The 25,555-nt window shown below is 68.8% G+C and carries 31 protein-coding genes; 23 read left to right on the forward strand and 8 right to left on the reverse strand.

The genetic code is table 11. The features are described 5' to 3' along the window. Positions 1–68 precede the first annotated feature (68 nt). The 4 genes from AC6LJ9_RS07830 (at position 69) to AC6LJ9_RS07845 (ending at position 3,897) form a co-directional block, all read left to right on the forward strand. A complete protein-coding gene (locus AC6LJ9_RS07830; RefSeq protein WP_498147107.1) occupies positions 69–530 on the forward strand; it encodes a type III secretion system chaperone in 462 nt (153 codons plus the stop codon). A gap of 21 nt (positions 531–551) precedes the next feature. Continuing rightward, positions 552–1,829, forward strand: a complete 1,278-nt coding sequence (locus AC6LJ9_RS07835) for a hypothetical protein (RefSeq protein WP_498147108.1) — start codon at positions 552–554, stop codon at positions 1,827–1,829. Between the two features lie 122 nt (positions 1,830–1,951). After that, entirely contained in the window at positions 1,952–2,938 is a 987-nt protein-coding gene (locus tag AC6LJ9_RS07840; protein WP_498147109.1) for a hypothetical protein, read from the forward strand. Positions 2,939–2,952: 14 nt separating this feature from the next. Next, on the forward strand, positions 2,953–3,897 hold the full coding sequence (locus AC6LJ9_RS07845; RefSeq protein ID WP_498147110.1) for a hypothetical protein: 945 nt from the start codon (positions 2,953–2,955) through the stop codon (positions 3,895–3,897). 90 nt (positions 3,898–3,987) lie between these two features. On the opposite strand, the gene AC6LJ9_RS07850 is transcribed toward AC6LJ9_RS07845, so the two are convergent. The 8 genes from AC6LJ9_RS07850 to sctW are packed head-to-tail and all read right to left on the reverse strand — an operon-like array spanning position 3,988 to position 10,298. Continuing rightward, positions 3,988–4,239 carry an EscF/YscF/HrpA family type III secretion system needle major subunit gene (locus tag AC6LJ9_RS07850; RefSeq protein WP_498147111.1) on the reverse strand — a complete coding sequence of 84 codons (252 nt, stop codon included), beginning with the start codon at positions 4,237–4,239 and terminating at the stop codon, positions 3,988–3,990. Between the two features lie 40 nt (positions 4,240–4,279). Beyond that, entirely contained in the window at positions 4,280–4,537 is a 258-nt protein-coding gene (locus AC6LJ9_RS07855) for a hypothetical protein (protein WP_498147112.1), read from the reverse strand. 29 nt (positions 4,538–4,566) lie between these two features. Next, positions 4,567–5,910, reverse strand: coding sequence for a type III secretion system inner membrane ring subunit SctD (gene sctD / locus AC6LJ9_RS07860; protein WP_498147113.1), 1,344 nt, complete (start codon positions 5,908–5,910; stop codon positions 4,567–4,569). Beyond that, positions 5,907–8,000, reverse strand: coding sequence for a type III secretion system export apparatus subunit SctV (gene sctV / locus AC6LJ9_RS07865; RefSeq protein WP_498147114.1), 2,094 nt, complete (start codon positions 7,998–8,000; stop codon positions 5,907–5,909). The genes sctD and sctV overlap by 4 nt, the downstream gene beginning before the upstream one ends. After that, positions 7,993–8,346 (reverse strand): type III secretion apparatus assembly chaperone SctY, encoded by a 354-nt coding sequence (gene sctY, locus AC6LJ9_RS07870; RefSeq protein WP_498147115.1) that lies wholly within the window; start codon positions 8,344–8,346, stop codon positions 7,993–7,995. The genes sctV and sctY overlap by 8 nt, the downstream gene beginning before the upstream one ends. 11 nt (positions 8,347–8,357) lie before the next feature. Continuing rightward, a complete protein-coding gene (sctX, locus tag AC6LJ9_RS07875) occupies positions 8,358–8,756 on the reverse strand; it encodes a type III secretion apparatus assembly protein SctX (RefSeq protein ID WP_498147116.1) in 399 nt (132 codons plus the stop codon). A gap of 37 nt (positions 8,757–8,793) precedes the next feature. Continuing rightward, a complete protein-coding gene (locus tag AC6LJ9_RS07880; RefSeq protein WP_498147117.1) occupies positions 8,794–9,162 on the reverse strand; it encodes a hypothetical protein in 369 nt (122 codons plus the stop codon). Continuing rightward, a complete protein-coding gene (gene sctW / locus AC6LJ9_RS07885) occupies positions 9,159–10,298 on the reverse strand; it encodes a type III secretion system gatekeeper subunit SctW (RefSeq protein WP_498147118.1) in 1,140 nt (379 codons plus the stop codon). Before sctW ends, AC6LJ9_RS07880 begins: the two co-directional genes overlap by 4 nt. A 183-nt stretch (positions 10,299–10,481) precedes the next feature. Here sctW and AC6LJ9_RS07890 point away from each other — a divergent pair, with 183 nt between their 5' ends. From AC6LJ9_RS07890 to sctS, 19 genes are all read left to right on the forward strand, one after another. Then, positions 10,482–13,184: an inositol phosphate phosphatase SopB gene (locus AC6LJ9_RS07890; RefSeq protein WP_498147119.1), complete on the forward strand. Its 2,703-nt coding sequence runs from the start codon at positions 10,482–10,484 to the stop codon at positions 13,182–13,184. A 41-nt stretch (positions 13,185–13,225) separates the two neighbouring features. Further along, positions 13,226–13,696 (forward strand): type III secretion system chaperone, encoded by a 471-nt coding sequence (locus AC6LJ9_RS07895; RefSeq protein ID WP_498147120.1) that lies wholly within the window; start codon positions 13,226–13,228, stop codon positions 13,694–13,696. A 108-nt stretch (positions 13,697–13,804) separates the two neighbouring features. Next, positions 13,805–14,404: a hypothetical protein gene (locus tag AC6LJ9_RS07900; RefSeq protein WP_498147121.1), complete on the forward strand. Its 600-nt coding sequence runs from the start codon at positions 13,805–13,807 to the stop codon at positions 14,402–14,404. Between the two features lies 1 nt (position 14,405). After that, the gene (locus AC6LJ9_RS07905; RefSeq protein WP_498147122.1) at positions 14,406–14,711 is read left to right on the forward strand and encodes a hypothetical protein; all 306 of its coding nucleotides are present in this window, start codon (positions 14,406–14,408) and stop codon (positions 14,709–14,711) included. A 32-nt stretch (positions 14,712–14,743) separates the two neighbouring features. Then, entirely contained in the window at positions 14,744–15,244 is a 501-nt protein-coding gene (locus AC6LJ9_RS07910; RefSeq protein WP_498147123.1) for a SycD/LcrH family type III secretion system chaperone, read from the forward strand. Between the two features lie 10 nt (positions 15,245–15,254). Then, positions 15,255–16,157: a hypothetical protein gene (locus tag AC6LJ9_RS07915; RefSeq protein WP_498147124.1), complete on the forward strand. Its 903-nt coding sequence runs from the start codon at positions 15,255–15,257 to the stop codon at positions 16,155–16,157. Positions 16,158–16,192: 35 nt separating this feature from the next. Beyond that, positions 16,193–17,419, forward strand: coding sequence for a type III secretion system translocon subunit SseC family protein (gene sctE, locus AC6LJ9_RS07920; protein WP_498147125.1), 1,227 nt, complete (start codon positions 16,193–16,195; stop codon positions 17,417–17,419). A gap of 29 nt (positions 17,420–17,448) precedes the next feature. Next, complete coding sequence (locus tag AC6LJ9_RS07925; protein ID WP_498147126.1) at positions 17,449–17,934, forward strand: SycD/LcrH family type III secretion system chaperone; 486 nt, start codon at positions 17,449–17,451, stop codon at positions 17,932–17,934. A 4-nt stretch (positions 17,935–17,938) separates the two neighbouring features. After that, complete coding sequence (locus AC6LJ9_RS07930; RefSeq protein ID WP_498147127.1) at positions 17,939–18,352, forward strand: hypothetical protein; 414 nt, start codon at positions 17,939–17,941, stop codon at positions 18,350–18,352. A 17-nt stretch (positions 18,353–18,369) separates the two neighbouring features. After that, positions 18,370–18,813 (forward strand): type III secretion system inner rod subunit SctI, encoded by a 444-nt coding sequence (gene sctI / locus AC6LJ9_RS07935; protein WP_498147128.1) that lies wholly within the window; start codon positions 18,370–18,372, stop codon positions 18,811–18,813. Beyond that, a complete protein-coding gene (gene sctJ / locus AC6LJ9_RS07940) occupies positions 18,813–19,664 on the forward strand; it encodes a type III secretion system inner membrane ring lipoprotein SctJ (protein WP_498147129.1) in 852 nt (283 codons plus the stop codon). The genes sctI and sctJ overlap by 1 nt, the downstream gene beginning before the upstream one ends. Beyond that, complete coding sequence (locus AC6LJ9_RS07945) at positions 19,661–20,311, forward strand: SctK family type III secretion system sorting platform protein (RefSeq protein ID WP_498147130.1); 651 nt, start codon at positions 19,661–19,663, stop codon at positions 20,309–20,311. Before sctJ ends, AC6LJ9_RS07945 begins: the two co-directional genes overlap by 4 nt. Beyond that, on the forward strand, positions 20,281–20,919 hold the full coding sequence (locus AC6LJ9_RS07950) for an HrpE/YscL family type III secretion apparatus protein (protein WP_498147131.1): 639 nt from the start codon (positions 20,281–20,283) through the stop codon (positions 20,917–20,919). The genes AC6LJ9_RS07945 and AC6LJ9_RS07950 overlap by 31 nt, the downstream gene beginning before the upstream one ends. Next, a complete protein-coding gene (sctN, locus tag AC6LJ9_RS07955) occupies positions 20,916–22,283 on the forward strand; it encodes a type III secretion system ATPase SctN (RefSeq protein WP_498147132.1) in 1,368 nt (455 codons plus the stop codon). Before AC6LJ9_RS07950 ends, sctN begins: the two co-directional genes overlap by 4 nt. Before the next feature lie 13 nt (positions 22,284–22,296). Then, complete coding sequence (gene sctO, locus AC6LJ9_RS07960) at positions 22,297–22,815, forward strand: type III secretion system stalk subunit SctO (RefSeq protein ID WP_498147133.1); 519 nt, start codon at positions 22,297–22,299, stop codon at positions 22,813–22,815. Beyond that, the gene (locus AC6LJ9_RS07965) at positions 22,802–23,377 is read left to right on the forward strand and encodes a hypothetical protein (protein ID WP_498147134.1); all 576 of its coding nucleotides are present in this window, start codon (positions 22,802–22,804) and stop codon (positions 23,375–23,377) included. The genes sctO and AC6LJ9_RS07965 overlap by 14 nt, the downstream gene beginning before the upstream one ends. A gap of 6 nt (positions 23,378–23,383) precedes the next feature. Continuing rightward, a complete protein-coding gene (gene sctQ / locus AC6LJ9_RS07970) occupies positions 23,384–24,565 on the forward strand; it encodes a type III secretion system cytoplasmic ring protein SctQ (RefSeq protein ID WP_498147135.1) in 1,182 nt (393 codons plus the stop codon). Next, on the forward strand, positions 24,562–25,248 hold the full coding sequence (sctR, locus tag AC6LJ9_RS07975) for a type III secretion system export apparatus subunit SctR (protein WP_498147136.1): 687 nt from the start codon (positions 24,562–24,564) through the stop codon (positions 25,246–25,248). The genes sctQ and sctR overlap by 4 nt, the downstream gene beginning before the upstream one ends. Before the next feature lie 28 nt (positions 25,249–25,276). Further along, positions 25,277–25,543: a type III secretion system export apparatus subunit SctS gene (gene sctS, locus AC6LJ9_RS07980; protein WP_498141593.1), complete on the forward strand. Its 267-nt coding sequence runs from the start codon at positions 25,277–25,279 to the stop codon at positions 25,541–25,543. Positions 25,544–25,555: the final 12 nt, after the last annotated feature.

Genomic DNA, 25,555 nt, shown 5'->3' on the forward strand with positions numbered 1-25,555 from the left:
GCCAGGGCGAGCCCTGGCGGGGCTATCGGCGCCTATCGCCATTCACAACCCAACCGGAGTGACGCCGCATGGACGTGCACACCCTAGTTTCCCTGCTCGGCGACCGCGCCGGGATTCCCTTGAGCCTGAGCGAAGCGGGCACGCTGGCGCTGCAGTTCGAGAACGACGTGATCCTGAACCTCGAGCATGCGTCCTCCGAGGATGCGCTGCATCTCTATGCCATCGTGGGCGAGGACCCCTATGACGACGAAGAGCGCCTCGCGCTCTATGGCGGCATGCTGGAGGCGAATCTTTTCTGCCACGACACGGGCGGCGGCTCGCTGGGGCTGGACGACGCGACGGGCGAGATCCTGCTGACCCGGCGCGTCGAGCTGGTGGTGGCCGACGTGGGCTACCTGTCGGAAGCCATTGAAACGCTGGTGGCCGCCGCCATGCAATGGAAATCCAAGATCGCCGGCGCGGCGATGTCGGAAGAGGCGGTCGCGCCGGCGGGCCCGGCGGAGCCGCTTCCTTTCACCATGCGCGCCTGAGCGCTGCAAGGAGATCAAGCAATGACCGGAATTTCCACCCTGCACGCGGCGTCGCTGGCGCGCCGGCATGACCTGAAGCTGGATTCCCATGGCGCGATGGGCACGCTGGGGAACCTGAAGTTCGCCGCCGTCGGCGGCACGGCGCCGTCCCGGCGCGCGGACTTCCTCGACAAGATCCGGATACGCCTGGGCGCGCTGAAGGATGTGCTGTTCAGTACGTCGCAACAGCGCGCGGACATGCGGGCGAAAGGCGAGGCGCTGCGCGCCGAGAAGCGTTGCGGCCACTTGTTCGGCAAGCTGACGGCGTCCATGGCCGACGGCGCCAGCGTCGCCAGCGTGGACAAGACGCTGCGCCGCATGACGGACAGGATGCCGGCTGGGGACGTCGATGGGAAATGGCGCGGACCGTTGCAGGACGCGCTGAAGAAGGTCAATGCGAAGGACCTGGAGGCGATGCGTGAAGGCATGCAGGACCTGGAGCAGGCCTATCCTGTCCGGGTTGGCCTGCCGCCGGACAACGTCCGCGCCCTGTGTGTCCTGCTCTATAGCATGCTCGCCCCGGCCGGAGACGCGACGCCCGGGACCAGTCCTGTCTCCGCGCAGGCCGCCGAGGAGCCGTCGGCGTCCACGCCTACGCCTGAATCCATGGCCAAGACCACGCCCACGCCCCTATCCGCGCTGCCGCCGGACGTGTCCGCGACGGGCGAAGGCGCCGGGCCGAATCCTCCGCAGGGGCTGATTCCGCCTCCTCCTCCCCCGCCTCCGCCGCCCGTCGCGAAATCGGCGGCGGCCAAGCCTCCGCCACCCTCGGGACCGGACCAGGCGGCCAACGAACGCAGCCATAACGATGCGCTGGCCGATGCGATCCGCAATCCGCAGCTGCGCAAGGCCGCGCCGTTTCCGGGCGAGGCGGGCGCGAAGCCCAGCCATCAGGACGCCCTGCTGGACGCCATCCGCAATCCCCAGCTGAGGCCGCTCGCGCAGACGGACGAGATCTTCAAGAAGATCGTCGAGAAGGACAAGGAGAAAGTGGACGCGGCCAAGGACAAGGCGCTCTCGCCGGAGCAGAAGAAGTTCGGCGGCCTGCATGGGGGGCTGATGGACGAGATCAAGGGCACCGAGGGCCTGAGTCCTTCCCAGCTGAAGGGGCGCGCCAAGAAGCGCGTGATCGACAGTCCCGAGACGCCGATGTCGAAAGCCCCGTCCGGGCCCACGTCGGAAAGCGCATCCGCGAAGCGCGAGGAACTGGGGGCGCCGGTCGCCTCGACCATCCGGCGGGGAACGACGCGCATTTCCTGAGGGCAGCCGCGCCTGCCAGCGGGCGCGGCGTCTCTTCCTGAATCCATGTTCTGAACGATCCCGCCATGTTCTTCCGGCCTCGCAGCCGGACGGACATGGCGAACTTTCATTGGAGCGCTCCCGTGCGCATCGACTCGTCCAGTCTTTCGAAAACCTTTTCCGACACATTGCAGAAGATCGGCGATGCGCCGTTGGGCAAGATCGGCTCGCTGTATTACTCCCGCGCGCAGGACCCGGCTCCGCGCACCGACGGCAGTTTCAGGAAGTGGGCGCTGGCCAAGCTGTCCCCGCTGCGGGACGTCGCGCTGTCGCCGCAGGCGCGGGCCGAAAACCAGGTCTGCCGGCAGACCAAGGCGCTCAGCCGCGACGTCGCCAATCTGCTGGCGCTGATGACCCGGCCTGGCAAGCAGGATCGCGGCGTGGGCGAAGTGGCGGAGCAGGCGGCCGCCGTGCTCAAGCATGCCTCGGCCCTGTCCCGCAAGACGGGACGCGACGAAATCCAGATACTCGACCAGGTCCTGAAGCGGCACGTCCAGGAGCTGGGCAATCCCAAGCACGGGCTGGGCGATGTCTTCGCGGAGCTGGGCAGCGGCATGATGCAAAACCCCAAGCTGGCGGACGCCCTGCGGGAGCGCAGTCCGGCGTTGGCCGACGGGCTCATGACGACGCTGACCCGGCATTTGCAGGTGAACGTCAACGGGGCGCTGGCGAAGACGCTGTTCAAGGAGCCGTTGCAAGAGCTGTGCGGCCGGATGGAAGACAAGACGTACCTGTCCAGGCAAATACTCCTGAACGGCACGCTGGACAAGTTGAACGAGGCGATGGGCAAGAAGATCGGCGACATCAGCGATGCGGACTTCCTGACCCTTGCCGTCAAGGACATGAGCCGCAAGGAGCAGCGTGACCTGCGCCACAATCTGCTGGACTCCGGCGTGTTGTCGAAATCGGAGGCGTTCAGGACCATGATCGACACGACAAGCCTGCCGGACGAGCGCGTTCAGGGCGGCACGCAGCAGTGGCGCGATCGATCGACGGCGATGCTGCAGGCGCTGGAGTCGGCGCTGGCGTCGACCCAGCCGTCATGGGCGGGCGCCGCCGACGTCCATTAGCTCGGGAGCGGATGATGGGCGGGATTGAGCGGTCCGGCGGCGTCCGCGTGGCAACCTTGGCCCGGGATGAACCCAGGCCGCTCCCGGGGATACGCCTGCCGCCGCCGCCGCGCGCGCGGGTGATTCCGCGCCTCTTGCATCGGGCGGCCGCGAGCCTGGCAAGCCTGTTGCCGGGACGCGGCGACAGCCAGCCTCCCCGCCGCCGCGACCGCGTGCTGGACCAGGCCCTTGTGAACCTGCTGCGCGCAGCGGCAAAAAGCACGCATGACGACATCGTGAAGCGCATTCCCGCCAGGCTGCGCGGCTTGGACAAGGCCGTGCGTCGCCACGGCGATCCGGATCTCGCCAGGGCGCGTCTCCAGGCGGGCGCGCGGGCATACCTGCGCAACGTGGACGGGCCGACGCTGCAGGCCTTGCGGCGCTTCAACGGCGGCAACGCGGACTTCTATCACATGCGCGGGCGCGGCACGGACGGCGCGCGCCTGGGCCGGGAGCGGGAGCTGGGCAATCTGGTCGCCGAGGAAGCGCTATTGAGAAGCTGCGAGCTGGCGCTGGCGGGCGCGTTGGCGCGGGAGACCCCCGAGTCGGTCGCACGGGGCCTGGCGTCGGTGCTGGACGAGATTCCCTTGCGCAGGCTGGTGCCCGCCGGCGATGCGGAACGGGTCGGCATCTGGGATGCCGCGCCGAGCCAGGTGCAGCGCCGGGCGAGGGATCAGAATGCGGCGCTCATCGAGCAGACGCTGGCCATGCCATCGTCCCAGGACAGCTCCGTGCGACGCCTGGCGGGCGCGCTGACTGGCAGGTTGGATGCGGACGCCCGCGAGCGCCTGCAGGACCTGGCGCGCCGGATGTCATCCGAAGCGGGCGCGAACGCGCCTGCGGCAACACAGGATGCGGGCCTGCGCCAGGGGCGGCTGCTGCTCGCGCTGCTGGCCGAGGCCGCGAGGCATCCTGCCTAGCGTGCTTTCCCGCCAATACACCCGCACGAAATCCAACCCTGGCGCTCGCGCGCGACGCGGCGCCCGTTGCCGGGGCGCGCCGCGCGGGTTTCAGCCCGATTTCTGCACCACGGACTTGAGCGAGTCCGCCAGCTGCTTGGCGATGGTGCTCTGGATTTCCACCATGATGGTCCATTGCTGGACCTGCTGCTGCATCTGCAGCATCTGGGCGGACGTGAGCGCGCCTTCGGTGTTGTCGGCCATGGATGCCATGGTCGATCGCAGCTTGGATTCAAAGGTGGAGATGCCCGTGGATATCGTATCGTTGATGTAGCCGTAGCTGACGGAGTTGGTCGATGCCATGCGGTGTCCTTTGTCGAGACATGGTGGGAAAAGCCGCGATTCAATGCAGAAGCGTCTTCGCGGGGGGGACATCGGCGCTTGTCGGATAACGGGCAAGCACCGCGATCGCGCAGGCGGCGGCTGTCGCGGCCGCCTCGCACAACACGAAATCCGCGCGGTCGGGGCCGCCCGCGGCCAGGCTCCGGTACAGCGCTTCGATTTCCTTCAGGCTCTTGATCAGCGCCAGCTGCAGCGCCGGCCCCTGGGGGCCGGCCAGCCGTTCTTCCAGATCGGTGACGCGTAGCGCGGGAGCGGCCATGGATTGCCTCTTGAGTCAGTGAGCGCGCGTCAGCGGCTGACGACGGCGTAGGTCGGTCCGTCGAACGTGACCTTGCCGTTGTCGATCGAGACCAGGCGGTACTGCCTGTAGGTGCCGCCGGGAACGAGCTTGGTGCCGTCGCCCAGGACGACGAAGGGTTGCGCGCCGCTCATGACGCTGCGTATCGCGAACGGCACCGTGGTGGCGACGGCGCGGCGCGGCGCGGCCGCGGGCGTCGCGGGCAGCAGCGTCGCGACCCGCAGGTGGGTCGGGTTGAATTCCTCGATCACGCGCGCCAGGCGGCGGGCCTGCTCGGGTTCGTCCGGCGGCGTGATCTCCAGCCGCGCGCCGTTCCATTTCGCCTGCGGCTCGGGCAGGCCGGCCTGCGCGGCGGCGGCCGCCAGCCGCTGGCTGACTTCGTCGGCCAGCAGCACCGCGCCCAGGTCCAGCCTGACGCCCGGCAGCGCCGCGCGCAGCATGTCGCCGGTGCGGGCGCGCTGCTCGGCGTCCGGCGCGATACCCTGGATGGCGAGCACGCCGTCGCCCTGGTAGCGCGCGTCGTAACGGATCGGGTAGGCCTGCAGCACGCTGAGGGCGGTGGCGCGCAGGTCCGCTTCATTGCTCAGGCGCAGCGCCGGCATGGGCCAGATCCGCGCCATGGCCGTCGCCACCTGTTCCTGCTCGGCCGCGTCGTGCAGCCAGCCCGTGATGATGATGGAATGGTCCGGACGCCGCCCGATCGTCAGGCGCTCGGCCAGGCCCTGCTGCTCGAGCACCCGCCGGATGGCGGGCAGGGATTCCTCGATGGCCAGGCGCATGGGGTCGGCGGCGGCCAGGGCGGTCGGCTGGGGCTGGATGATGTAGACGATGCCGGACACGCAGAGCAGCAGCATCACGACCATGCCCGCGTAGACATACAGCGCCTCGCGGCTCTTGCGCGCGGGCCGGGGCGGCAGGACGGGGCCCGGACCGGCCGTCTGCGCGGCGGGGCCGGGCGCGGCGCCGGCGGATGCGTCGGCGTCGTCCGTCGCGTCGTCGGCCGGATCGAGGAGGGCCTGGCCTTCGGCCGCCGCGTCTTCCTCCGAGGGGGGCTCGATCCACGGCGCGTCCGTGGCGGCCAGGGTCAGCCATACCGGGCCCAGCCGGGCGGGTTCGCCCGGCTGGCGTCGTTCCGGGGCGCCGCCGTCCTCCGGCGTCAGGGTCCAGCCCGTCGCGTCGCCGTGGATCCGCGCGGCGCGCGCGGCGATGCCATCGTCGGCCAGCACGATGTCGCAGTCCGGATCGGCGCCGATCGAGGCTTGCGCGCCGATCGGCGCGCAGGCACGACGGTGCAGGCCCGACAGGACGCGCAGCTCCAGGCCGGCCGCGTTCACAGATCCACCCTCGCCAGCGGCTGCACATTGATCTCCTGGGTCAGCTCCTGATAGCTGAGCACGGGCAGCTCATACAGGTCCTGCTCGATCATCTTGCGCAGGTAGCGCCGGATATCCATGGACGTGAGCAGCACCGGCTTCTGCACCGCGTTGCCCAGGTCGCCCACGGTGCGCTTGATGTTCTCCAGCAGCGCCTTGCCGGCGGCGGGGTCCAGCGCCAGATAGCTGCCGGCCGAGGTCTGGCGGATGGCGCCGCGCAGGGTTTCCTCGACATTGGGCGCCAGCAGGTAGGCCGGCAGGATGTTCTGCCCGCTCGAATGCTTGTGGCTGATGTGGCGCTTGAGCGCGATGCGCACATACTCGGCCAGCAGCACGGAATCCTTTTCTTTCTGGCCCCATTCGATCAGCGCCTCCAGCACGCCGCGCAGGTTGCGCACCGAGATGTCCTCCGACACCAGGCGCTGCAGGATCTCGGCGATCTTCTGCACCGGCATGATGCGGCCGGCCTCCTTGACCAGTTCCGGGAAGCGCTCTTCCATCGCGGTCAGCAGGAAGCGCGTTTCCTGGATGCCGATGAAATCCGACGAGTATTTCTTCAGCATGAAGGCCAGGTGCCAGGCCAGGATCTGGTTGCTGTCCAGCGTCGGCACGCCCGCCTCCCGCAGCGTGTCGGCCAGGGTGTCGCTGACCCACAGGGTGGACAGGTCGGGCAGGAACTTCTTGTCGGCCTCGAACGGCACCTGCAGCGCCTGCAGATGCGCCTCGGTGTCGCGGGCCAGCACATGGCCGGGCCGCAGCCTGCCCTGCGACACGGGCACCTCCGACAGCAGGATGGTGTAGTGCTCGTCGGGCAGGGTCTCGTTGAAGCGCAGCTGGATGCCGGGGAAGGGCACGCCCAGGTCGAAGTACAGCGCCCGGCGGATCTTCATGAGTTCGGCGTTGAGCGTTTCCGCGTTGAAGCTGCGCTGCAATCCGGCCGCCACGTCCAGCATGAGCGGCACCGAGGGCGCGAACTCCGCGCTGCCGTCCGTCTTGGGCTTTTCGGGTTTCTGGCCGTCCGGGGCCAGGGACGAGATCTCGGTGATCACGCCGGTCTTCTCGTCCACCACCTTGCGGGTGGAGCGCAGCAACACCAGGCCCACCGTGCCCACGACCAGCGCCAGCGCCACGAAAACCAGGATCGGCATGCCGGGGATAAGGCCCATGCCCAGGGCGATGGCGGCGGCGATGACCAGCGCGCGCGGCTGCGCCAGCACCTGGGAGCCGATGTCCCGGCCGACGTTGGACGGCCCGTCGCCGGTCTGCACGCGCGTCACGATGATGCCGGCGCAGATGGCGATGAACAGCGCGGGAATCTGTGCGATCAGACCGTCGCCGATGGTCAGGATCGAATACACCTGCACCGCGTTGCCGGCCGTCATGCCGCGTTGCAGCGTGCCGATGAGGATGCCGCCCAGCAGGTTGACGGCCACGATGATGAGGCCGGCGATGGCGTCGCCCTTCACGAACTTCATCGCGCCGTCCATGGCGCCGTAGAGCTGGCTTTCCTTTTCGACCACGGAGCGGCGCTGGCGGGCCTGGTCCATGTCGATGGTGCCCGCGCGCAGGTCGGCGTCGATCGACATCTGCTTGCCGGGCATGGCGTCCAGCGAGAAGCGCGCCGCGACTTCGGCCACGCGCTCGGCGCCCTTGGTGATGACCACGAACTGCACGATGGTCAGGATCAGGAACACCACCAGACCGACGATCAGGTTGCCGCCGACCACGAAGTTGCCGAAGGTCTCGATGATGTGGCCGGCGTCGCCTTGCAGCAGGATGAGCCGCGTGGTGGCGATGGAGATGCCCAGCCGGAACAGCGTCGTGACCAGCAGCACGGATGGAAACGACGAGAACGCCAGCGGCGACGGCAGGTACATGGCCACCATCAGCAGCGTGGCGGAGATGGTCATGTTGACGCCGATGAGCGCGTCCACCGCCAGCGTCGGCAGCGGCAGGATCATCATGAAGATGATGGCCACGATCATCACCGCCAGGATGATGTCGTTGCGGCTGGTCAGCGCGGCGATGCCGCGATTGAGCAGGTTATGCATGATCCGTCTCCCGGGCCGGGACGGCCTGCTGACGCAGCGCGACGAAGGCGCGCATCGCCGCCATGGCTTCCTCGTGCCGCTCCAGGGCCTGCAGGCAATCCGAGCGCAGCAGGTGGAACACGGCCGTGGGGGCCGCTTTCATGGCCAGCGCGTCCAGCGTGGCCAGCGCGGCCTTGGGCTTGCCGCTGCGCAGCTGGGCCAGCGCCAGCGCGCAGCGGTTGCGGTTGTCGCTGGCCTTGACGGCCTCCAGCGCGTGCAGCAGGGCCGTGGCCCGCTCCGGGCGGTTGTTTTCCAGATAGATGAAGGCCAGCAGCGAAATGAGTTCGCGGCTTTCGTCGCTGAGCATGGCGGGCGCGCTCATCCCTGCAGCAGCGCGTTGCGGTACATGGCCACCAGATCCCGCAGGCGGGTCTCGTCGCTCAGGGTGCGCTGCGCGCGCTGCACCGTCGCGGCGGTCTCGCTGTCGGCCGGCCGCAGGCCCGCCAGATCGGCGCAGGCGCGTTGCAGCCCCTTGTTGAAACGGACCGGGGTCAGCGCATCGTTGTCGGCGATGTCCGGCCGCAGGTGGGTCGTGATGAAGGAGGCCAGGTTGGGCTTGGCCAGCAGGACTTCGAGGTTGTTCCTGGCGGCCTCTTCCAGCGGCGCGATCTCGCGCAGCGCGGGCAGCGATTCCTGGATGCTCTCGCGCGCCTGGTAGCTGATGCCGCTCAGGCCGAGGTCGAGGCTGAGCGAGCTGTTGAAGGAAAGATTGGCCATGGAGGTTCCTGTGGGCGGAGGGTTGCGTTGCGGGGAATCAGAGCGTCTGCAGCCACTGGCGCAGGTCGGCGCAGGCCCGCGCGCCGCGCGGCCCCGAGAATTCAGCGCGCGGAATGCGGCTCAGCGCGACCAGCCAGCGCTGATGGTCGCGCTCGCGCAGCGCCAGTTGCACGGTGTCTTCGCGCAGATGAAACAGATGCGCCTGCCTGCAGGCGCGCTCGAAGACGTCCAGGCCGTCGTAACCGAGCGGGTGCAGGATGAAAACGAGCACGGCTTCGTCCCGCTCCTGGACGCCCAGGTATTGCTGGTTCGCCAGCGCGGCCAGCCATTCGCCGTTGTGGTTCAACCGGCAGTCCGGCAGTCCGAGTTCGCGGGAGAAATCCAGCAGATTCAGCTCCAGGCTCATGCCTCGTCCTCCTTGGCGATGTTGATGTCCAGCGCCGCCTGATTGGCGTCCAGCACGGCGTCGCGGGTTTCCTTGTCGGGATAGGAATGCACGGGGAACTGGCGGAAGATGCTCCGCACGGACTTGAGAAAGTCGATCCGGTCGGGCAACGGGTCCACGGCGCGTTTCGCGGCCAGCCCCTCTATGGTGTTGGCGTCGACCCATCGGCTGTCCGTGATGGCCACGATGTCCGTCAGCAAGGGGTCCCTGGCCACGGCCGTGTAGCCCCGGCTGTTCATGGTGCTGGCGATCTCGGCGCAGCTTTCCAGCGCCGTGATCATGACCTCCAGCTTGTACAGGTCGGATACCAGCGCATTCAGGCGCGATGGCTGCGCCGATGGCTCCGAGGCGGCCAGGTCCGCGCCCAGCGCGCTGGTCAGCTGCCGGATGGCCTTTTCGATGTTGTCGCCGCCGAACCGCTCCAGGCTGGTGGCCAGCGTCTGCGACAGCGAGGGTTCACCCAGCACGATGTCGCGGTAGGTGTCCAGGAAGGTGCTCACGCCCTCGGCCGTCCGCGCGAAGTCGGAGGCGGCGGGCAGGGCGTTCAGGCCGGCGCGGATGCTCGGGCCGTGGTCCGACTCGATGTCGGCGATGGCCGTGCGCAGCTGTTCCAGCTTGCTGTCGGGCGCTTGCTGGCGCTCTCCCTGGCGCAGCGCGTACTGCAGGGCCAGGTATTGCTGGGTCACGTCGCGGTACGACTGCGTGACGAGCTTCCTGGGGCCATCGTGGCCGGCCAGCAGATGCTTGGTCAGCTCGACCAGCTTGGCATGCGCGTCGGGTTCGTGCGATTGCTGCATCGCGTCCACGACCTCGTCCGCGTGGACGACGCGACGCGCCCGCTCGGGCGCGAACTTGCGTTCGGTATGGTGCTTTTCCTCGACCTTGTGAGCCATGCCCAGGCTCAGTTCCTCGGCCGCGTTGGTCAGGCTGAAGGCGGCGGCGTCGACGGCCGGCGAAGCGCCCGATGGCGCCACCTGGCCCGCCTGGCCCGGCGCCGGGAAGGCGGGGGCCAGGTCGGCCCGCTTGGCGACGGCGGCGCCGCCGGCCGCGCCGGACGCCGGCGTTGGCATCCTGGGCTGGGTTTGCAGTGTAGGCATATCGGATCCCGTCAAACAGGCCGCCGCCCATGCCGCGGCATGGCGATCGGAATACGGGAGCTGTAGTAACGGCCGGGGCCGGCGAGTTCCCGTTCACGGCATGGAACCTTCCAGGCCCGGGCGGTTACGCAGTCGCGCTGTGGCTATGTCGGCCATGTCGGTCGAGGCGCGAGGTGAGTTCCGATGAATCTGGGCATTGAGCAGTTTCGTGGCATAGGCACGGGCCGCTACGACCTGGACAGGACCGTGGCGCTGTCGCGGGACGGCGGTCTGCAGCGCGGCGAATCCGTCCTGGCGCAGCGCGTGAAGGGCTGGGCCAACAAGCTGGCGTGCCACTTCGGCGGGCAGGAGCGCAGGGCGGGGGGCGGGGCATCCGAGCAGGTGCTCGGCCAGTTGCGGCAGACGCTCGAGCGATCGATCGGGGAAACGTCGACGCGCTACGCCATGGCGGGCGCGGGCATCAAGGAAAGTCGTCCACTGACGTCGCGGCAGATCACGCGCGCGCTGGCGATCGCGGATCAGTACCGGCTGGGCGCAGTGCGCGCGAACGAGGACAAGCTCTCGGCGGCTTGCGGGAAGATCGCGGACGCCGAGGTCAGGCAGGCGCTCGCCAGGCTGGTGCGCACGGACCCAGGGTACGGGTCGGGCCGCTTGTCGGACGCCCACATGGAGGCGCTGGGCCAGCGGGCGGATGACAAGGTCGCGGCGACGCGCGAGCAACGGGCGCAGCAGCGCTATCCGGGCCTGGCGGCCTATGCCCGCGCCAACGGGATCGCATTCGCCGAGACTGCCGGCAAGCCGCTGGAAAGCCTGCCGCGCGGCATGCTGACCGAGGCAAGCGTCCAGCAAGCGGGTTGCGGCGAGGCCTTGACCCCCGAGAATGTGAAGCAGGTCCTGGCGTCGCTGGGACGGGCGTCGGAGCTGCTGGGCAAGACGGCCTGGCAGCAGGAAGGTCTGCAGGCGCTGCATGGCGCCCTGTCGGCCAGCCGGGATCAGCTCGAAACGCTCAGGGACGGCATCGCGCAGGCGGAGATCGGCGCGGGCAAGACGGTCGCCGAACCCAGCCTGACGACGGCGGTGCTGAAGGACCTGGACGCGCTCAAGGGCCTGGTGGAACGCAAGATGGACGGCGTCGTCGCCATGGCCATGACCAACCCCCTGTCACGACGGGCCGTGCTGGAAAGCAATCTGCAATGGGCCAGCATCGGCGCAAGCATCATGGCGTCCGCGTCCGAGGCGGAACCTAACCCGTCCGCTGGCACGTCGTCTTCGGACATTCCGAGAGGTCTAACCGGAGAAGCCCGCAAGGGCGTACTGGCGGGCCTGAGCGAAAAATGGCAGGCGCGTCAGGAAGTGGCGCAAGGAAAGCTGCGCGATTGCGGCATCTTTTCCGAGCAGATCGGCGCGCCGAAGGGCAAGAAGGATTCCACGCATCCCGTCGTCGCGGGCAAGGCCGCCATCCTGAAGACGCTGCGGCAGGACCTGAAGTCCGCCGGCCTGAGCGAGCGGCAGGTCGCCGAGCTCACATCCAAGAAGGCCCTGGCGGACCTGCAGCGCGACCTGCTGGCCGATGCCGGGAAGTGGCAGCAGACCTCGCGCAGCATGGTGTTCAACCGCAATGGCGTGATCCGCAGCTATGACAGCGTCATCACCCCGGCCAACCGGATCCAGGCGCCCCTGGCGCGACGCTATGAGAGCGCGATGGTCAGCTCCAAGGTGACCGATGGCGCGGACGGCGTGCGCAACCTGAAGATCAGCGAGCTGCGGGGCGCCGATGGCGAGCGGCTGGCGCATATCGTCGGCCACGGCGTGCTGGACATGTGGGACATCCCGGATGACGATGCGCGCCACGCCGCCAACGCCGAGGGCGCGCGGCAGGTGCTGGAGGCCGCCGTGACCGGCAACGCCGCCTTCATGGCGCGGATGGCGCAGCCGTCGCAGACGCCGGCGCGGCTCACGCACGTCAGCGTCAACCTGATCACGCCGGACAGCATCCGCCATCTGCCGCTGATCCGGAACCTCAATCCGAAATTCGATGAGCTGACCTTCACGCGCAATCAGTTCCGGGCGTTCGATGAGGCGGCCGGCCAGGGCAAGCTGAGCATCAGCGGCTCCGGCCCGGGCGTCGCTGGCGGCGATATCGAAGCCGGCGTGGACATCAACGCCATCACCTTTTCCTTCGGCATCAACAAGCTGGCGACCTCGCCCTTCCTGGGGATGATCGGCGGCGTGTGGCGCAACGTGCAGGACCACAACACGCGGAACATGATCAAGCTGATCGGCGACCTGGGCGCGCCGGGCAGCAGCGGCGCGGATATGCGCGGCGCCGCGCCGGGTGGCTTCATCGGCAGGGCGATCGACAGAGTGTCGGAAAAGCTGGATTCGCCGGACCTGGCGCCCGAGGATCGGGACCGCCTGACGGACCTGATCGCGGATCTGCGCGAACAGACCGGGCTGGTCAGAAGCATGTTCCTGGATCGCGCCTATGAAAAGGCCGACGGCGACTCGGCCAAGATGGGGCGGGAGATCGTCTTTTTGCAGACGCTGGCCGACCAGGCCTTGCAGCGGGCGGGCGTGGACGACATGGCGGCGACCGTGTCCAAGGGCTGCAAGTCCGACAAGGACCGGGGCGGCGTGCTGGACACGGAACTCAAGGCCAAGCTGGTGCTGCGGGACCTGGGCGGCGATCTGCGCCATGACCGGCCCATGGACGAGCAGGACCGCGGCATCTATCTGCAGGTCGCCGCGCAGTCCGGGCAGCTGGAGAACCAGGTACGCAACGCGAGCCTGGGGGGCAGCAAGGAGACGCCGCACATGGAGGACCGCATCGTCGACCTGAAAGCGATGCAGTATCTGTCGGGCCTGGGCGCCTACGCCCAGGCTTGAGCGGCCGCGCGGCGGTTCCTGATTTTGGAAAGGAAGGCGATATGCATACGTTCAGGGAATTGGTGGCCGGGCTGGGCGCGGGCCTGGCAATACCGGATATGGAAGCGGACGAGGATGGCTATGTGGCGCTGGACGTGGACGGCTACATCATCCATCTCCAGGACGACGCCGGCGCGGGCGCGATCGTCCTGTATGCGGTGCTGCAAGAGATCGAGGACGCGCGGTTGCTGGAGGTCTGCGCGCGCCTGCTGACGGCCAACGCCTTCTGGCGCGAGACCGGCGGCGCGACGCTGGCGCTGGACGAGGCGTCGGGGCATGTGCTGCTGTGCCGCGCCGTGCCCCTGGTCGGGCTGGACCTGGCGGCGCTGGAAACGGCCCTGGGGAATTTCGCCGACGCGGCCGCGCACTGGAGCCGCTGGCTGGATGTCGTGAACGACGGCGGCCCGCTGTATGAGGGCGAGGGCGGCATGGCGGTCCATGAATTCGCGTCCTTCGGCGAGGGATTGGCTTGAACCCGGGCCAGGCGGGGACGTTGCGAAATTTTCGTCCTCCGGATGGAACCCGGAGGCGTTCCCAGCCACCCAGCGGAGTCCATTTTTTATTTTCAGAGAGGTCATGCCATGCCTGCCGCCGTTGCCGTAATGAGTGCTTCCTCCGTCAGCCAGGCGCTGCTGTCCGGCGACATAGAAACCGCGCTGCTGGCGGTGCAGACCAACCGCACGCAATTGCTGGACAGGCAGCTTTCGTCGCAGATCGAGGCGGTGCAGCAGAAGAACGAACAGGCCGCGAAGCTGAACGCGGTGATGTCGGCCATCAATACCGTGATGGCCCAGTACCCGAAGGATGGCGACAGCGACGCCACGATCAAGGATTGGAATCAAGACAAGGTGGTGAAGTACGAAATGCCGCTGAACCAGGCGTTGAAGGATGCTGGAATCACCGATATTCCCTCATGGAGTGTCGGCGGCGGGCAACTGCCGAATACCACGGCAATGTTCACGTGCAAGGCTGCATTCCACGGCGATCGCAATCTGGGCGACATCAAGGGCATGCAGAGCTTCATCCAGGGCAAGTTGGATTCGCTCAACAGCACGCAGCAGATGGACATGATGGCCCTGCAGTCGCTGAGCAACAAGCGCAACGAATCCTTCGACGTGATGACCAACTTCATCAAGAAGATGCAGGACGGCCGGTCGAGCATCCTGAGCAACATGCGCTGACATGAACAAGACATCTCAAGAAATCCTGGCCGAATCGCGCGCCCTGCTGGAACAGATTGAACGGCAATCCAGCGATCAGGAGTCCGTGCTGCGCCAGCTGGGCATCGCGGGCGGGCTGCGCGGCATCGCCACGGATGGCCTGCTTACCGAGAGCCAGCGCCAGCATGCCCAGGCCCTGTTCGACGCCGACATGGCGGAGGTGCGCAAGGATGTCGAAAGCGTAAGGGTGCGCCTGGAGCAGGGCGGCGCCATGTCGGGACGGGCAGGGGCGGCGCCGTCCAGGCCGGGGCGCAGGAAGATGATCTGAGACACGCTTGCCAACATTCATGGAAATCAGCAATGAGCCTACACACCGCGGACGATGACACGATGACCTGGGAGACGCTGTCGGCCAATACCCGGGCCTTTGGCGAGTACCTCAAGGGCGGCGGCACCCTGGGCGCGCTGCGCGGCATCGGCGATGACGAGAACGAGGCGCTGTACGCGCTCGGGCGCCAGCACTACGACCAGCAGCAGTATGCCGAGGCCTTCAAGCTGTTCTCGATGCTCGTGGCCAACGACCATACGGACGGGCGCTACGTGATGGCGCTGGGCGCGGCCGGACAGATGATAGGCCGGCACCGGGACGCCCTGACGCAGTACATGGCCGCGTCGGCCCTGATGATGGGCCATCCGCAACCCGTGTTCCACAGCGCCCAGTGCCTGATCGAGCTGGGACACGCGGACATGGCGCTGGAAACGCTGGAACTGGCCTTGTCGCTATGCGTCGAGGATGAGCACGCGCCCTTCGCCGGGCATATTCAACAATTGATCGAGCGCCTGCGGGGCGACCGAAACTGAGGAGCTTTCCATGACCGTCGTCATTAATCCTGCGAGCGCCAACGTGATCGGACCGGCGCCGGCGTCCGAGGAAAACGAGCCCGCCACGCGCAAGCGCAGGATTCCGTCGCTGATGGCCGAGGCCGTGCAGGCCGCGCCCGGAAAGGAGATCGCCGACGCCGGCGGACTGCCCGCGCCCAAGGCCGGCAAGGCGCTCGAGAATGAGGTGATCGAACTGCTGGACTCTCTGGTCGAGCAGTACCCCGACGCGGCGGCGGCGGATCTGGATCAGGTGATGCGCCTGTTCTACATGATCCAGCAGTCCAACAAGGAAACCCGGCGCGAGAACGCGACCGCCGCGACCAGAGCCGGATTCGACGCCGGGATGAGCGCGGCGGCGAACATTCGTTCCGCCGCCGACGAGCGTCGGGCCAGCACCCGGATGTCGGCCGGGGCGTCGATCGCCGGCGGCGCCCTGCAGGCGGGCGGGGGCGTGGTGGGCGGCGCGTTGGGCATCAAGGGCGCGCGGGAAGGCAAGATGGCGACGGACGCGCAGACCCGGTGGAAGACGGCCGGCGGCGACAAGACGTCGGCCGAATACACCACGGCCAGAGCGGAATTCGCCGTTCACAGTGAGCGATCGGCCACGCTGGGTTCGAGAAGCCAGGCGTTCATCACGTCGGCGCCGGGCAGCGCGCAGGCCGTGTCGGGCGCGGGCCAGATGGCGGCGGCGGAAAAGGAACACGAAGCCAGCAATATCGATGCCCAGAAGATGAAGTGGGAGGCCGTGCGCGCGGCCTTCGAAAGCGCCGCCGAGGCCGCGCGCGACGACATGAAGGGCAAGGACGACATCATGCGCGACCTGCGCGACAAGCTCAGCGCCATCCAGCTGTCGAGGATCGAGACCAACAGCCGCATCGCGCGCAACATCTGAGCGCGCCAGCCATCATCACGGACGAGACAGCCATCATGCAGACTACCAGCGTTGCAAATTCGAATCAGGCCGCTGTTCCGGCATGGACGGACGGTTCCGCCGCCGAGGCCACGGGAGCGGGCAGGACAGGCCCGGTCCCGTCGGGCGTCGAGGAGATGTCGGGCGAGGACCTGGCCCGGCTGATCGCCAAGGAATTGAAAGAGGGCGCCGGCGGGGATGGCGTGTTCAACGCCAACGGCGCGCCGGCGCTTGGGTTCGTCAAGTCGTTTTCCATGAATGACATGGTGGATCTGCTGCGCGTGATGCAGAGCAAGAACCAGGAAGTCCAGTCGCAGACCGCGAAGGAAGGCATCCAGAACGACCTGACGAAAAAGGAGCAGAACAACGCCACGCAGAACAAGAAGATCGAAGAGTGGATCGAGAAGTGCCAGGAAGCCAAGAATCAGAGCGCGCTCAGCAAGATCTTCGGCTGGATCGGCAAGATCGTCGCCGTCGTGGCCTCGGCGCTGTTCCTGGTCGTGGCCACCGGCTTGACGGGGCTGACCGGGGGTCTGGGAGCCCCCATGATCGCGCTGGCCACCCTGGCCCTGATCGGTTCGAGCATGGCGCTGGCGGACCAGATTTCGCGCGAGTGCGGCGGTCCGGAAATCAGCCTGACGAATATGGTCACCACCATGGTGGCCAAGACGCTGGAAGCCTGCGGCGTCGATGCCGAGACGGCCGAGCGCATCGGCAAGATCGCGGCCGGCGCGGTGGCCATCATGTTCCCGGTTGTCCTGGTGGTCGACCCGAGCATGCTGGGCGCCATGGCGCTGGGCATCGCCGAGCTGGCGGGTGCCGACGCCAACCAGGCCGCGCTGGCGGCCATGGTCGTGACCATCGCCACGGCCCTGACCGTGGGCATCGTCAGCGGCATCCTGACGGGCGGCGCCTCGACCGCGGGCACGGCGGCCAAGATCGCCACCACCATCATCGGCGCCAGCTCCGCCATCATCCAGGGATCGATGGGCATCGCCAAGGGCGCCAACGATCTCAAGGTGGCGGACCTGCAGCACGATGCCGAGTACGCCAGGGCCGAGCAGCAGAAGCTGCAGGCCATCTGTCTCGAACTGCAGAACCGCCTGGAGCAAGGCATGGAAGAGCTGAAGAAGATCATGGAAGCGATGGACGAGGCCATGCAGCTCGTCTCGCAGATGCTGAAGGACGGCGCCGACAGCATGGTGCAGGTCGCGGCCAACATCGGCAAGCGCCAGGCAATCTGAGCGCCGCGAGAAAAAAAAGGGAGAACACCATGAATCAGGATGACAGGGAAGAGCAGACCCGGGGAGCACTCGGGGCCCATGTGTACCAATCGCTTGCCGGCCTGCCGTCTTCCCAGCGGTTCAGCGGCGAGCAGCTGGAAGTGATCTACGGCATGGCCTATGCCCATGTGGTGCAGAAGCAGTACCGGCAGGCCTTGCCCATCTTCTCGTTCCTGGCGCAGTACGGGCCGACCCGCAAGCACTACTGGGCGGGCATGGCGCTGTGCCTGAACATGATCGGCCGCCATGAAGAAGCGGAATCGATCTACGGCCTGAACGACCTGCTGTTCCCGGCGTCGCCGGATTCGGCGCTGCACATGGCCGAATGCCAGATCTCCGCCGGTCGGGTGGAGCAGGCTCGCGACACGCTGTCGGCCGTGCTGCGGCGGACGCAGGGCGATGCCTCGCACGACAACCTTTGCCAGCGCGCGCAGGCCCTGTTGAAGCTGACGGGCAGCATGGTCGCGGCGGCGTGAGGCGATGGAGCAGCTGTTCGGACTGAAGGCGCGGGAACGCGCGCAGGGCGTCGCGCTTGCCGCCGACGCGGCGCATCTGCTGACCGAGGTGGGCTTCCTGGCCGCCGCGACCGGCGACATGGCCAACGCCGAGCCGATCTTCAAGGCGTTGCGGCTGTTCAGGCCTGACCGGGCCTATCCCCGGATCGGCCTAGCCGTGGCCTTGATGAACGCGGGCAAGGCCGAGGCCGCCGTGCGCGCGCTGGAGCGGGAGGCCGAGGCGATGGATGAAGAGGAAGCGGGCCTGCTCGACGTATGGCGCGGGGTCGCCCTGCAGGTCGCCGGGCGGCGGGCGGAGAGCGTGAAGCTGCTGCGCCGCATCGCGGGGAACGGCACGCGGGCCGCCGAGCTGGCCGAGGGGCTGCTGGGCCTGGGTTGACAGCAACAGGAGCGGGCATGGAAATCGGAATGGTGGGACAGGCGCTCGCGGCGACGGGCGCGACGGGGGCGACGCAAGCCGGGCCGGCGCGGTCGCCGGCCTCGGTGCGCGCCATGGAGCAGTTCGCCGCCGTCTTCGGGTCTGGCTCGGGTGACGATGCCAGGACGCCGGCCGTGGATGCCGCGCCGGCCTCGTTCCTGGAAAGAACGCTGGTCGCGACCGACGCGACGCCGACGCTGGGCAGCCAGATCCTGAACGGGCTGCGCTCGGGCGTTGCCGAATTCTCGGACAAATGGACCGGCATGGCCGCCAGGCTGAACGCGGTGGCCGAGCAGCCGGAGCTGGGCAATCTGCTGCGCCTGCAGGCCGACATGCTGCAGCTGTCGGTGCAGTACGAAGTGGTGGGCAAGGCGGTGACCCGGAGCACGCAGAACCTGGACACGCTGGTCAGGATGAACTGATGAGCCTGTACACGCATGAACTCCAGAGAGCGGGCGCGCGCCGGGGTTACCGGCGCGCCGGGCTGATCGGCTGCCTGTTGCTGCTGCTGGCCATGCTGGCCGGCTGCGGCGCGCGCGTGGATCTGCTGGCCGCCGTGCCCGAGGGCGAGGCCAATGAAGTGCTGTCGGTGCTGCTGGACGCCGGCATCGCCGCGCAGAAAAGCGCCGGCAAGGCCGGCGTCGCCATCAGCGTCCAGGCGGACCAGGTGGCCCACGCGCTGGCGGTGCTGCGCGCCAAGGGCCTGCCGCGCGAGCGCTTCGACGGCATGGGACAGATCTTCCGCAAGGAAGGGCTGGTCTCGTCGCCGCTGGAAGAGCGCGCGCGCTACATCTATGCCCTGTCGCAGGAGCTGGCCAACACGCTGTCGCAGATGGATGGCGTCATCACGGCCCGCGTGCACGTGGTGCTGCCCGAGCGCGGCGGCGTCGGCGAGGAAGCGACGCCGTCCACCGCCGCCGTGTTCATCAAGACCCAGCCGGGCTACGCGCTGGACGCCTTGCTGCCGCAGATACGCAGGCTGGTGATACATGCCATTCCCGGGTTGAGCGAGGACAAGGTGTCCGTGGCCTTGATCAATGCGCAGCCCGCCGCCCGCGCGCAGGCGCCGACGGCCTCGGGCGACGAGGGTCGCAACGCCTCGCCGCTCCTGGTCGGCGCCCTGGTGGGCGTGGGCGCCGCGCTGCTGCTGGCGCTGCTCGCGGCGGGCGGCTGGTTCGCATGGCGTCGCGCGCCGAAGGCGCTGCGCGACCGGCTGACGCCGGGCAAGCGCGCCGAGCCGGCCAGGACCGAACCGAATGGGCCCGTGGCATGAGCGTCGATCCCAGACTGGTCGGCCGGATGCTGAGGTTCTTCCAGCTTCCCAGCGAGACCTTGCATCCGTCGCAACAACCTGACTTCGCCGGCGGGGCCAATCTGGTCGTGCTGCAGTCGCACCCCAAGGCCCGCGCGGCGCTGCACCGGCATTGGTCGCGGCAGATCCTCAAGGGCCTGGGGCCGGCGGCGGCGCCGTCCGGCGATGTCAACCGGCGGGAGCTGGCCGTCGCGCTGCTGCCCACGGCAAGCCTGGACGGGCTGGCGCTGCGCACCGGCGCCCTGCTGTGCGGCCCGAGGCTGCGTCGCAGCATCGTGGGCGCGGAAGTGCGGGCGTTGCGGGAGGCATTCGGCGCGGAGGTCTTGGCTTTCGTGCGTGAAGCCGAGGCGCTGCATCCCGGATTGCCGGACTCGCGCGACTGGAGCCTGGACGAGGTGCTGCGCGCCGCCTGCGAGCTGGGCCGGCGCACCGTGCTGGCTTCCCTCAAGGGCGCGGGACCCGCGATCCAGCGGCGCGTGGAGCTGAAGATGCCCCGGGTGTCCGAAGGCGAAGCGCCGCTGTCGCCCGAGGACGCGCTGGAACTGGAACTGCGCATCATCGAGAAAATGGACCCAGAATGGCTTTCATTATTCCCGCAGACCCGTTGACGCCGCGTCGGCTGGCCGGTTCCGTCGCGCCCGGCGCGCGCATCCTGCGCGCGTCCGAGTACGCGGCGCTGGGCGACGCGCAGGCGCTGATCGCGGCGGCGGCGCGGCAGGCGGACGGCATCGTGGCCGACGCGCGCGCGGCCTACGAGGCCGAGCGCGAGCGCGGCTACGCCGACGGCCGCGATCAGGCCCAGCTCAAGGCCGCCCAGCACATGCTGGAGGCGGCCGGACGGACGGTGGAGTATTTCGCCGGCGTGGAGTCGGCGGTCATCGACATCGTGATGCAGGCGGTGCGCAAGCTGATCGCCGGCTTCGACGACCGCGAGCGCGTTGGCGCCGTGGTGCACGGGGCGCTGTCGGTGGTGCGTAACCAGAAGCAGGTCACGCTGCGCATGCATCCCGACGATGTGCCCATCGCCGAGGAACGCATGAACGACTGGCTGGCGGGCTTTCCCCGCATGGGCTATGTGGACGTGGTGGCCGATCCGCGCCTGGCGCCGGGGGCCTGCATCGTCGAAAGCGAGATCGGCCTGGTCGAGGCCAGCCTGGAACGCCAGCTGGCGGCGCTGCGGCAGGCCTTCGAGCGCGTGCTGGGGAGCCGCATATGAAGCCGGATCTGGCGCCGGGAACCGGCGGGCGGCGCGCGCGCGAGTTCAGCTACATCACGGAAATGATGGGCATGGCGCTGCAGGACACGCCGGTCCTGCATGTGCGCGGCCGGGTGACGCAGGTGATCGGCACGATCATCAAGGCGGTGGTGCCGGCCGTCAAGGTGGGCGAGGTCTGCCTGCTGCGCAATCCGGGCGAGGATTTCGAGATGAAGGGCGAGGTGGTGGGTTTCGTGAAGGATGCCGCCCTGCTGACGCCGGTGGGCGACATGCACGGCATCTCGTCGTCGACCGAGGTCATTCCCACCGGCCGCTCGCACATGGTGCCGGTGGGCGCGGGCCTGCTGGGCCGCGTGCTCGACGGGCTGGGCCGGCCGCTGGACGCCGACAGGCTGGGACCGCTGGAGGCCAGCAAGTTCTACCCCGTGTTCGCGGACGCGCCGGATCCGCTGACCCGCCGCATCATCCACGAGCCGCTGGAGCTGGGCGTGCGCGCGCTGGACGGGCTGCTCACCTGCGGCGAAGGGCAGCGCATGGGCATCTTCGCGGCGGCCGGCGGCGGCAAGTCCACGCTGATGGGCATGCTGGTCAAGGGCGCGGCGGTGGATGTCACCGTGGTTGCCCTGATCGGCGAGCGCGGCCGCGAGGTGCGCGAATTCCTGGAGCACGAGCTGGGCGAGGACGGGAGGCGGCGCAGCGTGATCGTCTGCGCCACCAGCGACAAGTCCTCGATGGAGCGCGCCAAGGCGGCCTACGTGGCCACCGCCATCGCGGAGTACTTCCGCGACCAGGGCAAGAAGGTGCTGTTCCTGATGGATTCGGTGACGCGCTTCGCGCGCGCGCAGCGCGAGATCGGCCTGGCGGCCGGCGAGCCGCCGACGCGCCGGGGCTATCCGCCGTCGGTGTTCGCGACCCTGCCCAGGCTGATGGAGCGGGTGGGCATGAACGACAAGGGCTCCATCACCGCGCTGTACACCGTGCTGGTCGAGGGCGACGACATGACCGAGCCGGTGGCGGACGAGACCCGCTCCATCCTGGACGGGCACATCGTGCTGTCGCGCAAGCTGGCCGCCAGCAACCACTATCCGGCCATCGATGTGCTGGCGTCGGCCAGCCGGGTGATGAATGCCGTGGTGCGTCCCGAGCACAAGGCGGCCGCCGGCCGGATCCGCGAGCTGATGGCCAAGTACCAGGAGGTGGAGCTGCTGGTGAAGATCGGCGAGTACAAGCCCGGCGGCGACGCCGCGACCGACGAGGCGCTGCGCAAGATCGAGGCCATACGCGGCTTCCTGCGCCAGCGCACGGAAGAGCGCTCGACCCTGGCGGAAGCGGTCGGCGGCATGACGGACATCGCGGAGCAATGAGGCATGGCCCGCCATGAAGAAGCTGTTCGACGAGCTGCTCAGGATCAAGCGCTTCCGGGAGGAGCAGGCGGAGCTGGGGGTGGGCCGCGCGCGCCGGCACATGGCGCGGGCCGTCCAGGTCCGAGGCGAGGCCGAGGAGGCGCTGGAGCAGTACCGGGGCGAGGCGCGCAGACGGGAGGATGGCATGTACGACGACCTGTGCAGCCGGCTGGTGCGCGTGCGCGAGATCGACGACGTGCTGCAGCAGGTGGCGGGGCTGAAGGAAGGCGAGCGACGCCGGGACGCGGCGCGGGAAGATGCGCTCAGGAAGGAAGTCGAGGCGCGGGAAGCGCTGGACGGGGCGCGGCTGGCGCACCAGCACGCGCTGCGCCAGTGCGACAAGTTCGTGGACCTGGCCGGCGTGTACCAGGCCGAGGCGCTCAAGGAGCAGGAAAACAAGGAGGACGCGGAAGTCGAGGAAGCGGCATCGACCGCATGGCGGCCGCGCGAATGGGACGAGGAAATCGAGGAGACGGCGGATGAGCACGGATAGACGGATAGGCCTGGAGATCGGCCTGTCGCAAGGCGGCGCGGAATGGGACGCGCGCCAGGGCGGTGACGCCGAGCGCCGCCGCGACGCGGACGAGGCCGACAGCCAGGCCTTCGCGCGCGCCTTGAAGGGCGCGGGCGAGGAATCCCTGGACGCGGCGCGGATGTCGGCGCCGTTGACGCCCTTCGGGCTGTTCGGCGCGGCGCCGCCGCAGGCGCCCGCCGCCCCGGATGCCGCGTCCGGGCTGGAGGAATCGCTGCGCCTGGCGGCCGGGCGCTTGTTGGTGTCCGACCAGGACGGCGGCGGACGGCGCGAGGTCAGGGTCGAACTGGACGAGGGCTTCATGGAAGGGGTGAGCGTATCGGTGTTCGAGGACGGCGGCGCGCTGGCGGTGCTGTTCCGCTGCGCGACCGAGCGCGCGCAGCGGCGCGTGTCCGCGCTGGCGCAGGGCCTGGCCGACGGCCTGGCCGCCAGCCTGCGGCGGCTGGTCCGGATCAATCTGCAGGACCGCGACGGCGCCGATGTCCATCCCGGCCAGTGGCTGGCGGATGGTTCGGTTCCCTGAGCGCCCATGGATGCCATCGCCATGAACCGGCCTGTCGAGATACCGCTGTCCCTGCTGCGCCTGGATCGCCAGACGGCGCGCGCCTACACGCAGATCGCGCGCCTGGGGGGAAGCTTCCCGGTGACCCTGCCCGCCACGGGCCCGGGAGGCGCGCTGCCGGAAACCCGCTGGGAGGTGGGCTTCCGACAGGAGATGGAGGAAACGCTGCGCGCCTCGGCCCGGGTGGTCGTGACGCTGGAATGGGCCGGCGCGCGCCTGCGCTGCTGTCTGCCGCCGGCTGGCATGCGCGCCTGGCTGTCCGCGCGCATGCCGGACCTGGACCTGGACGAGCTGCCCGAGCCGCTGTACGCGGCCGCCGTCGAGGCGCTGGTGGACGAGGTGCTGGACGCCGCCGGCGCGCTGGGCAACGGACCGGCGCGGCTGGTGGACCTGGCGCTGGACGGCGACGCGGCGGCCGGGCTGGAGCATGAATGGACGCTGCGCCTGCGCAATGCCGAGTCGGGCATGACGGGCTTTGTCATCCTGTCCTGCGACGGGCTGGGGCTGATGCTGCTGGCCGGCGCGCTGGGCCAGCGCCTGTCGGCGCCGCAGACGCTGGATCCGGCGGCGGTGCCGGTGCGCATGCGCGCCGAGGTCGGCGCCTGCACGCTGTCCCTGGCGGAGTTGCGCGGCCTGGCCGAAGGCGATGTCGTGTTCCTCGACGAGCATCGGGTGGACGGCCAGGGCCTGCTCTGGATGCGGCTCGATACCCGGTGGGGCCTGGGCCTGCGCGCGCAGGACGGAAAACTGGTGGTGGCGCAAGCCTGGGAGAAGATCATGAGCGATGAATCGGTGGCCGTCAGCGATGAGGACGGCGTATTCCCGGCGGGCGCGCGGCGCTTCGGCGCGCTGGCGCCGCGCGACGCGGGCGGGCAGGCCGGCGCGGACGAGGACGGAGATGGCCAGGAGGCGAGCGCGGACTTCGGCCAGGTGCCGGTGCGGCTGGGCTTCGACTTGGGCGAGCGCCTGATCACCCTGGACAGGCTGCGCACGCTGGCCCCGGGCGAAGTGTTCGAGCTGGACCGGCCGGTGGCGGACGGCTGCGTGCGCATCCGCGCCAATGGCATGGACGTGGGCCTGGGCGAGCTGGTCGAGGTGGACGGCAACATCGGCGTGCGGCTGAAGGCCCTGAGGCTGGGCGACTCATGAGCGGCTACGATCCCATCACCCTGGCGCTGGCGCTGTCCATGGTGGCGCTGGTGCCGCTGACCGTGGTGATGACGACCTCGTTCCTGAAGATCAGCGTGGTGCTGGTGCTGGTGCGCAATGCGATGGGCATCCAGCAGGCGCCGCCGAACATGGCGCTCTACGGGCTGGCGGTGATCCTGTCGGCCTATGTCATGGCGCCGGTGGGCTACCAGATCTCGGCGGAACTGCGCGCCGCCGCGCCGGCGGCCGAGTCGGGCGCGGCGGGGACGCCGGGCGTCCAGGCCGGCAGCTCGCTGGAGAATTTCCTGGGCGTCGCCGAGCGCGCCGCCGAGCCCATGCGCGGCTTCATGCTGAAGAACAGCCGCGCGGAGCAGCGCGATTTCTTCGTGCGCACCGCGCGCCAGCTCTGGGGGCCGGAACAGGCGGCCGCGCTGCGCGAAACGGACCTGATCGTGCTGGTGCCGGCATTCCTGCTGTCCGAGCTGACAGTGGCGTTCCAGGTGGGCTTCCTGCTGTACCTGCCCTTCGTCATCATCGACCTGATCGTGTCCAACATCCTCATGGCCATGGGGATGATGATGGTGTCGCCCGTGACCATCTCCATGCCGCTGAAACTGTTCCTGTTCGTCATGGTGGACGGCTGGAGCCGACTGATCCAGGGCCTGGTGCTGTCCTACGCCTAGGGCACGCCGATACAAGAAGGAAGCAGGCATGAGCACGAGCGATCTCGTTTCCTACATGACGCAGTCCCTGTACCTGGTGCTGTGGCTGTCGCTGCCGCCGATCGCCGCCGCGGCGATCATCGGCACCCTGTTCTCGCTGTTCCAGGCCCTGACCCAGATCCAGGAGCAGACGCTGTCCTTCGCCATCAAGATGATCGTGGTGTTCGGCGTGATCCTGCTCACGGCGCGCTGGGTGGGGACGGAACTGTACAACTTCACCGTCAGCACATTCGGCGCGTTCGTGCATATCCGCTGACGCGCGGGAAGG

The sequence above is a fragment of the Achromobacter sp. 1011811831 genome (assembly GCF_059760905.1).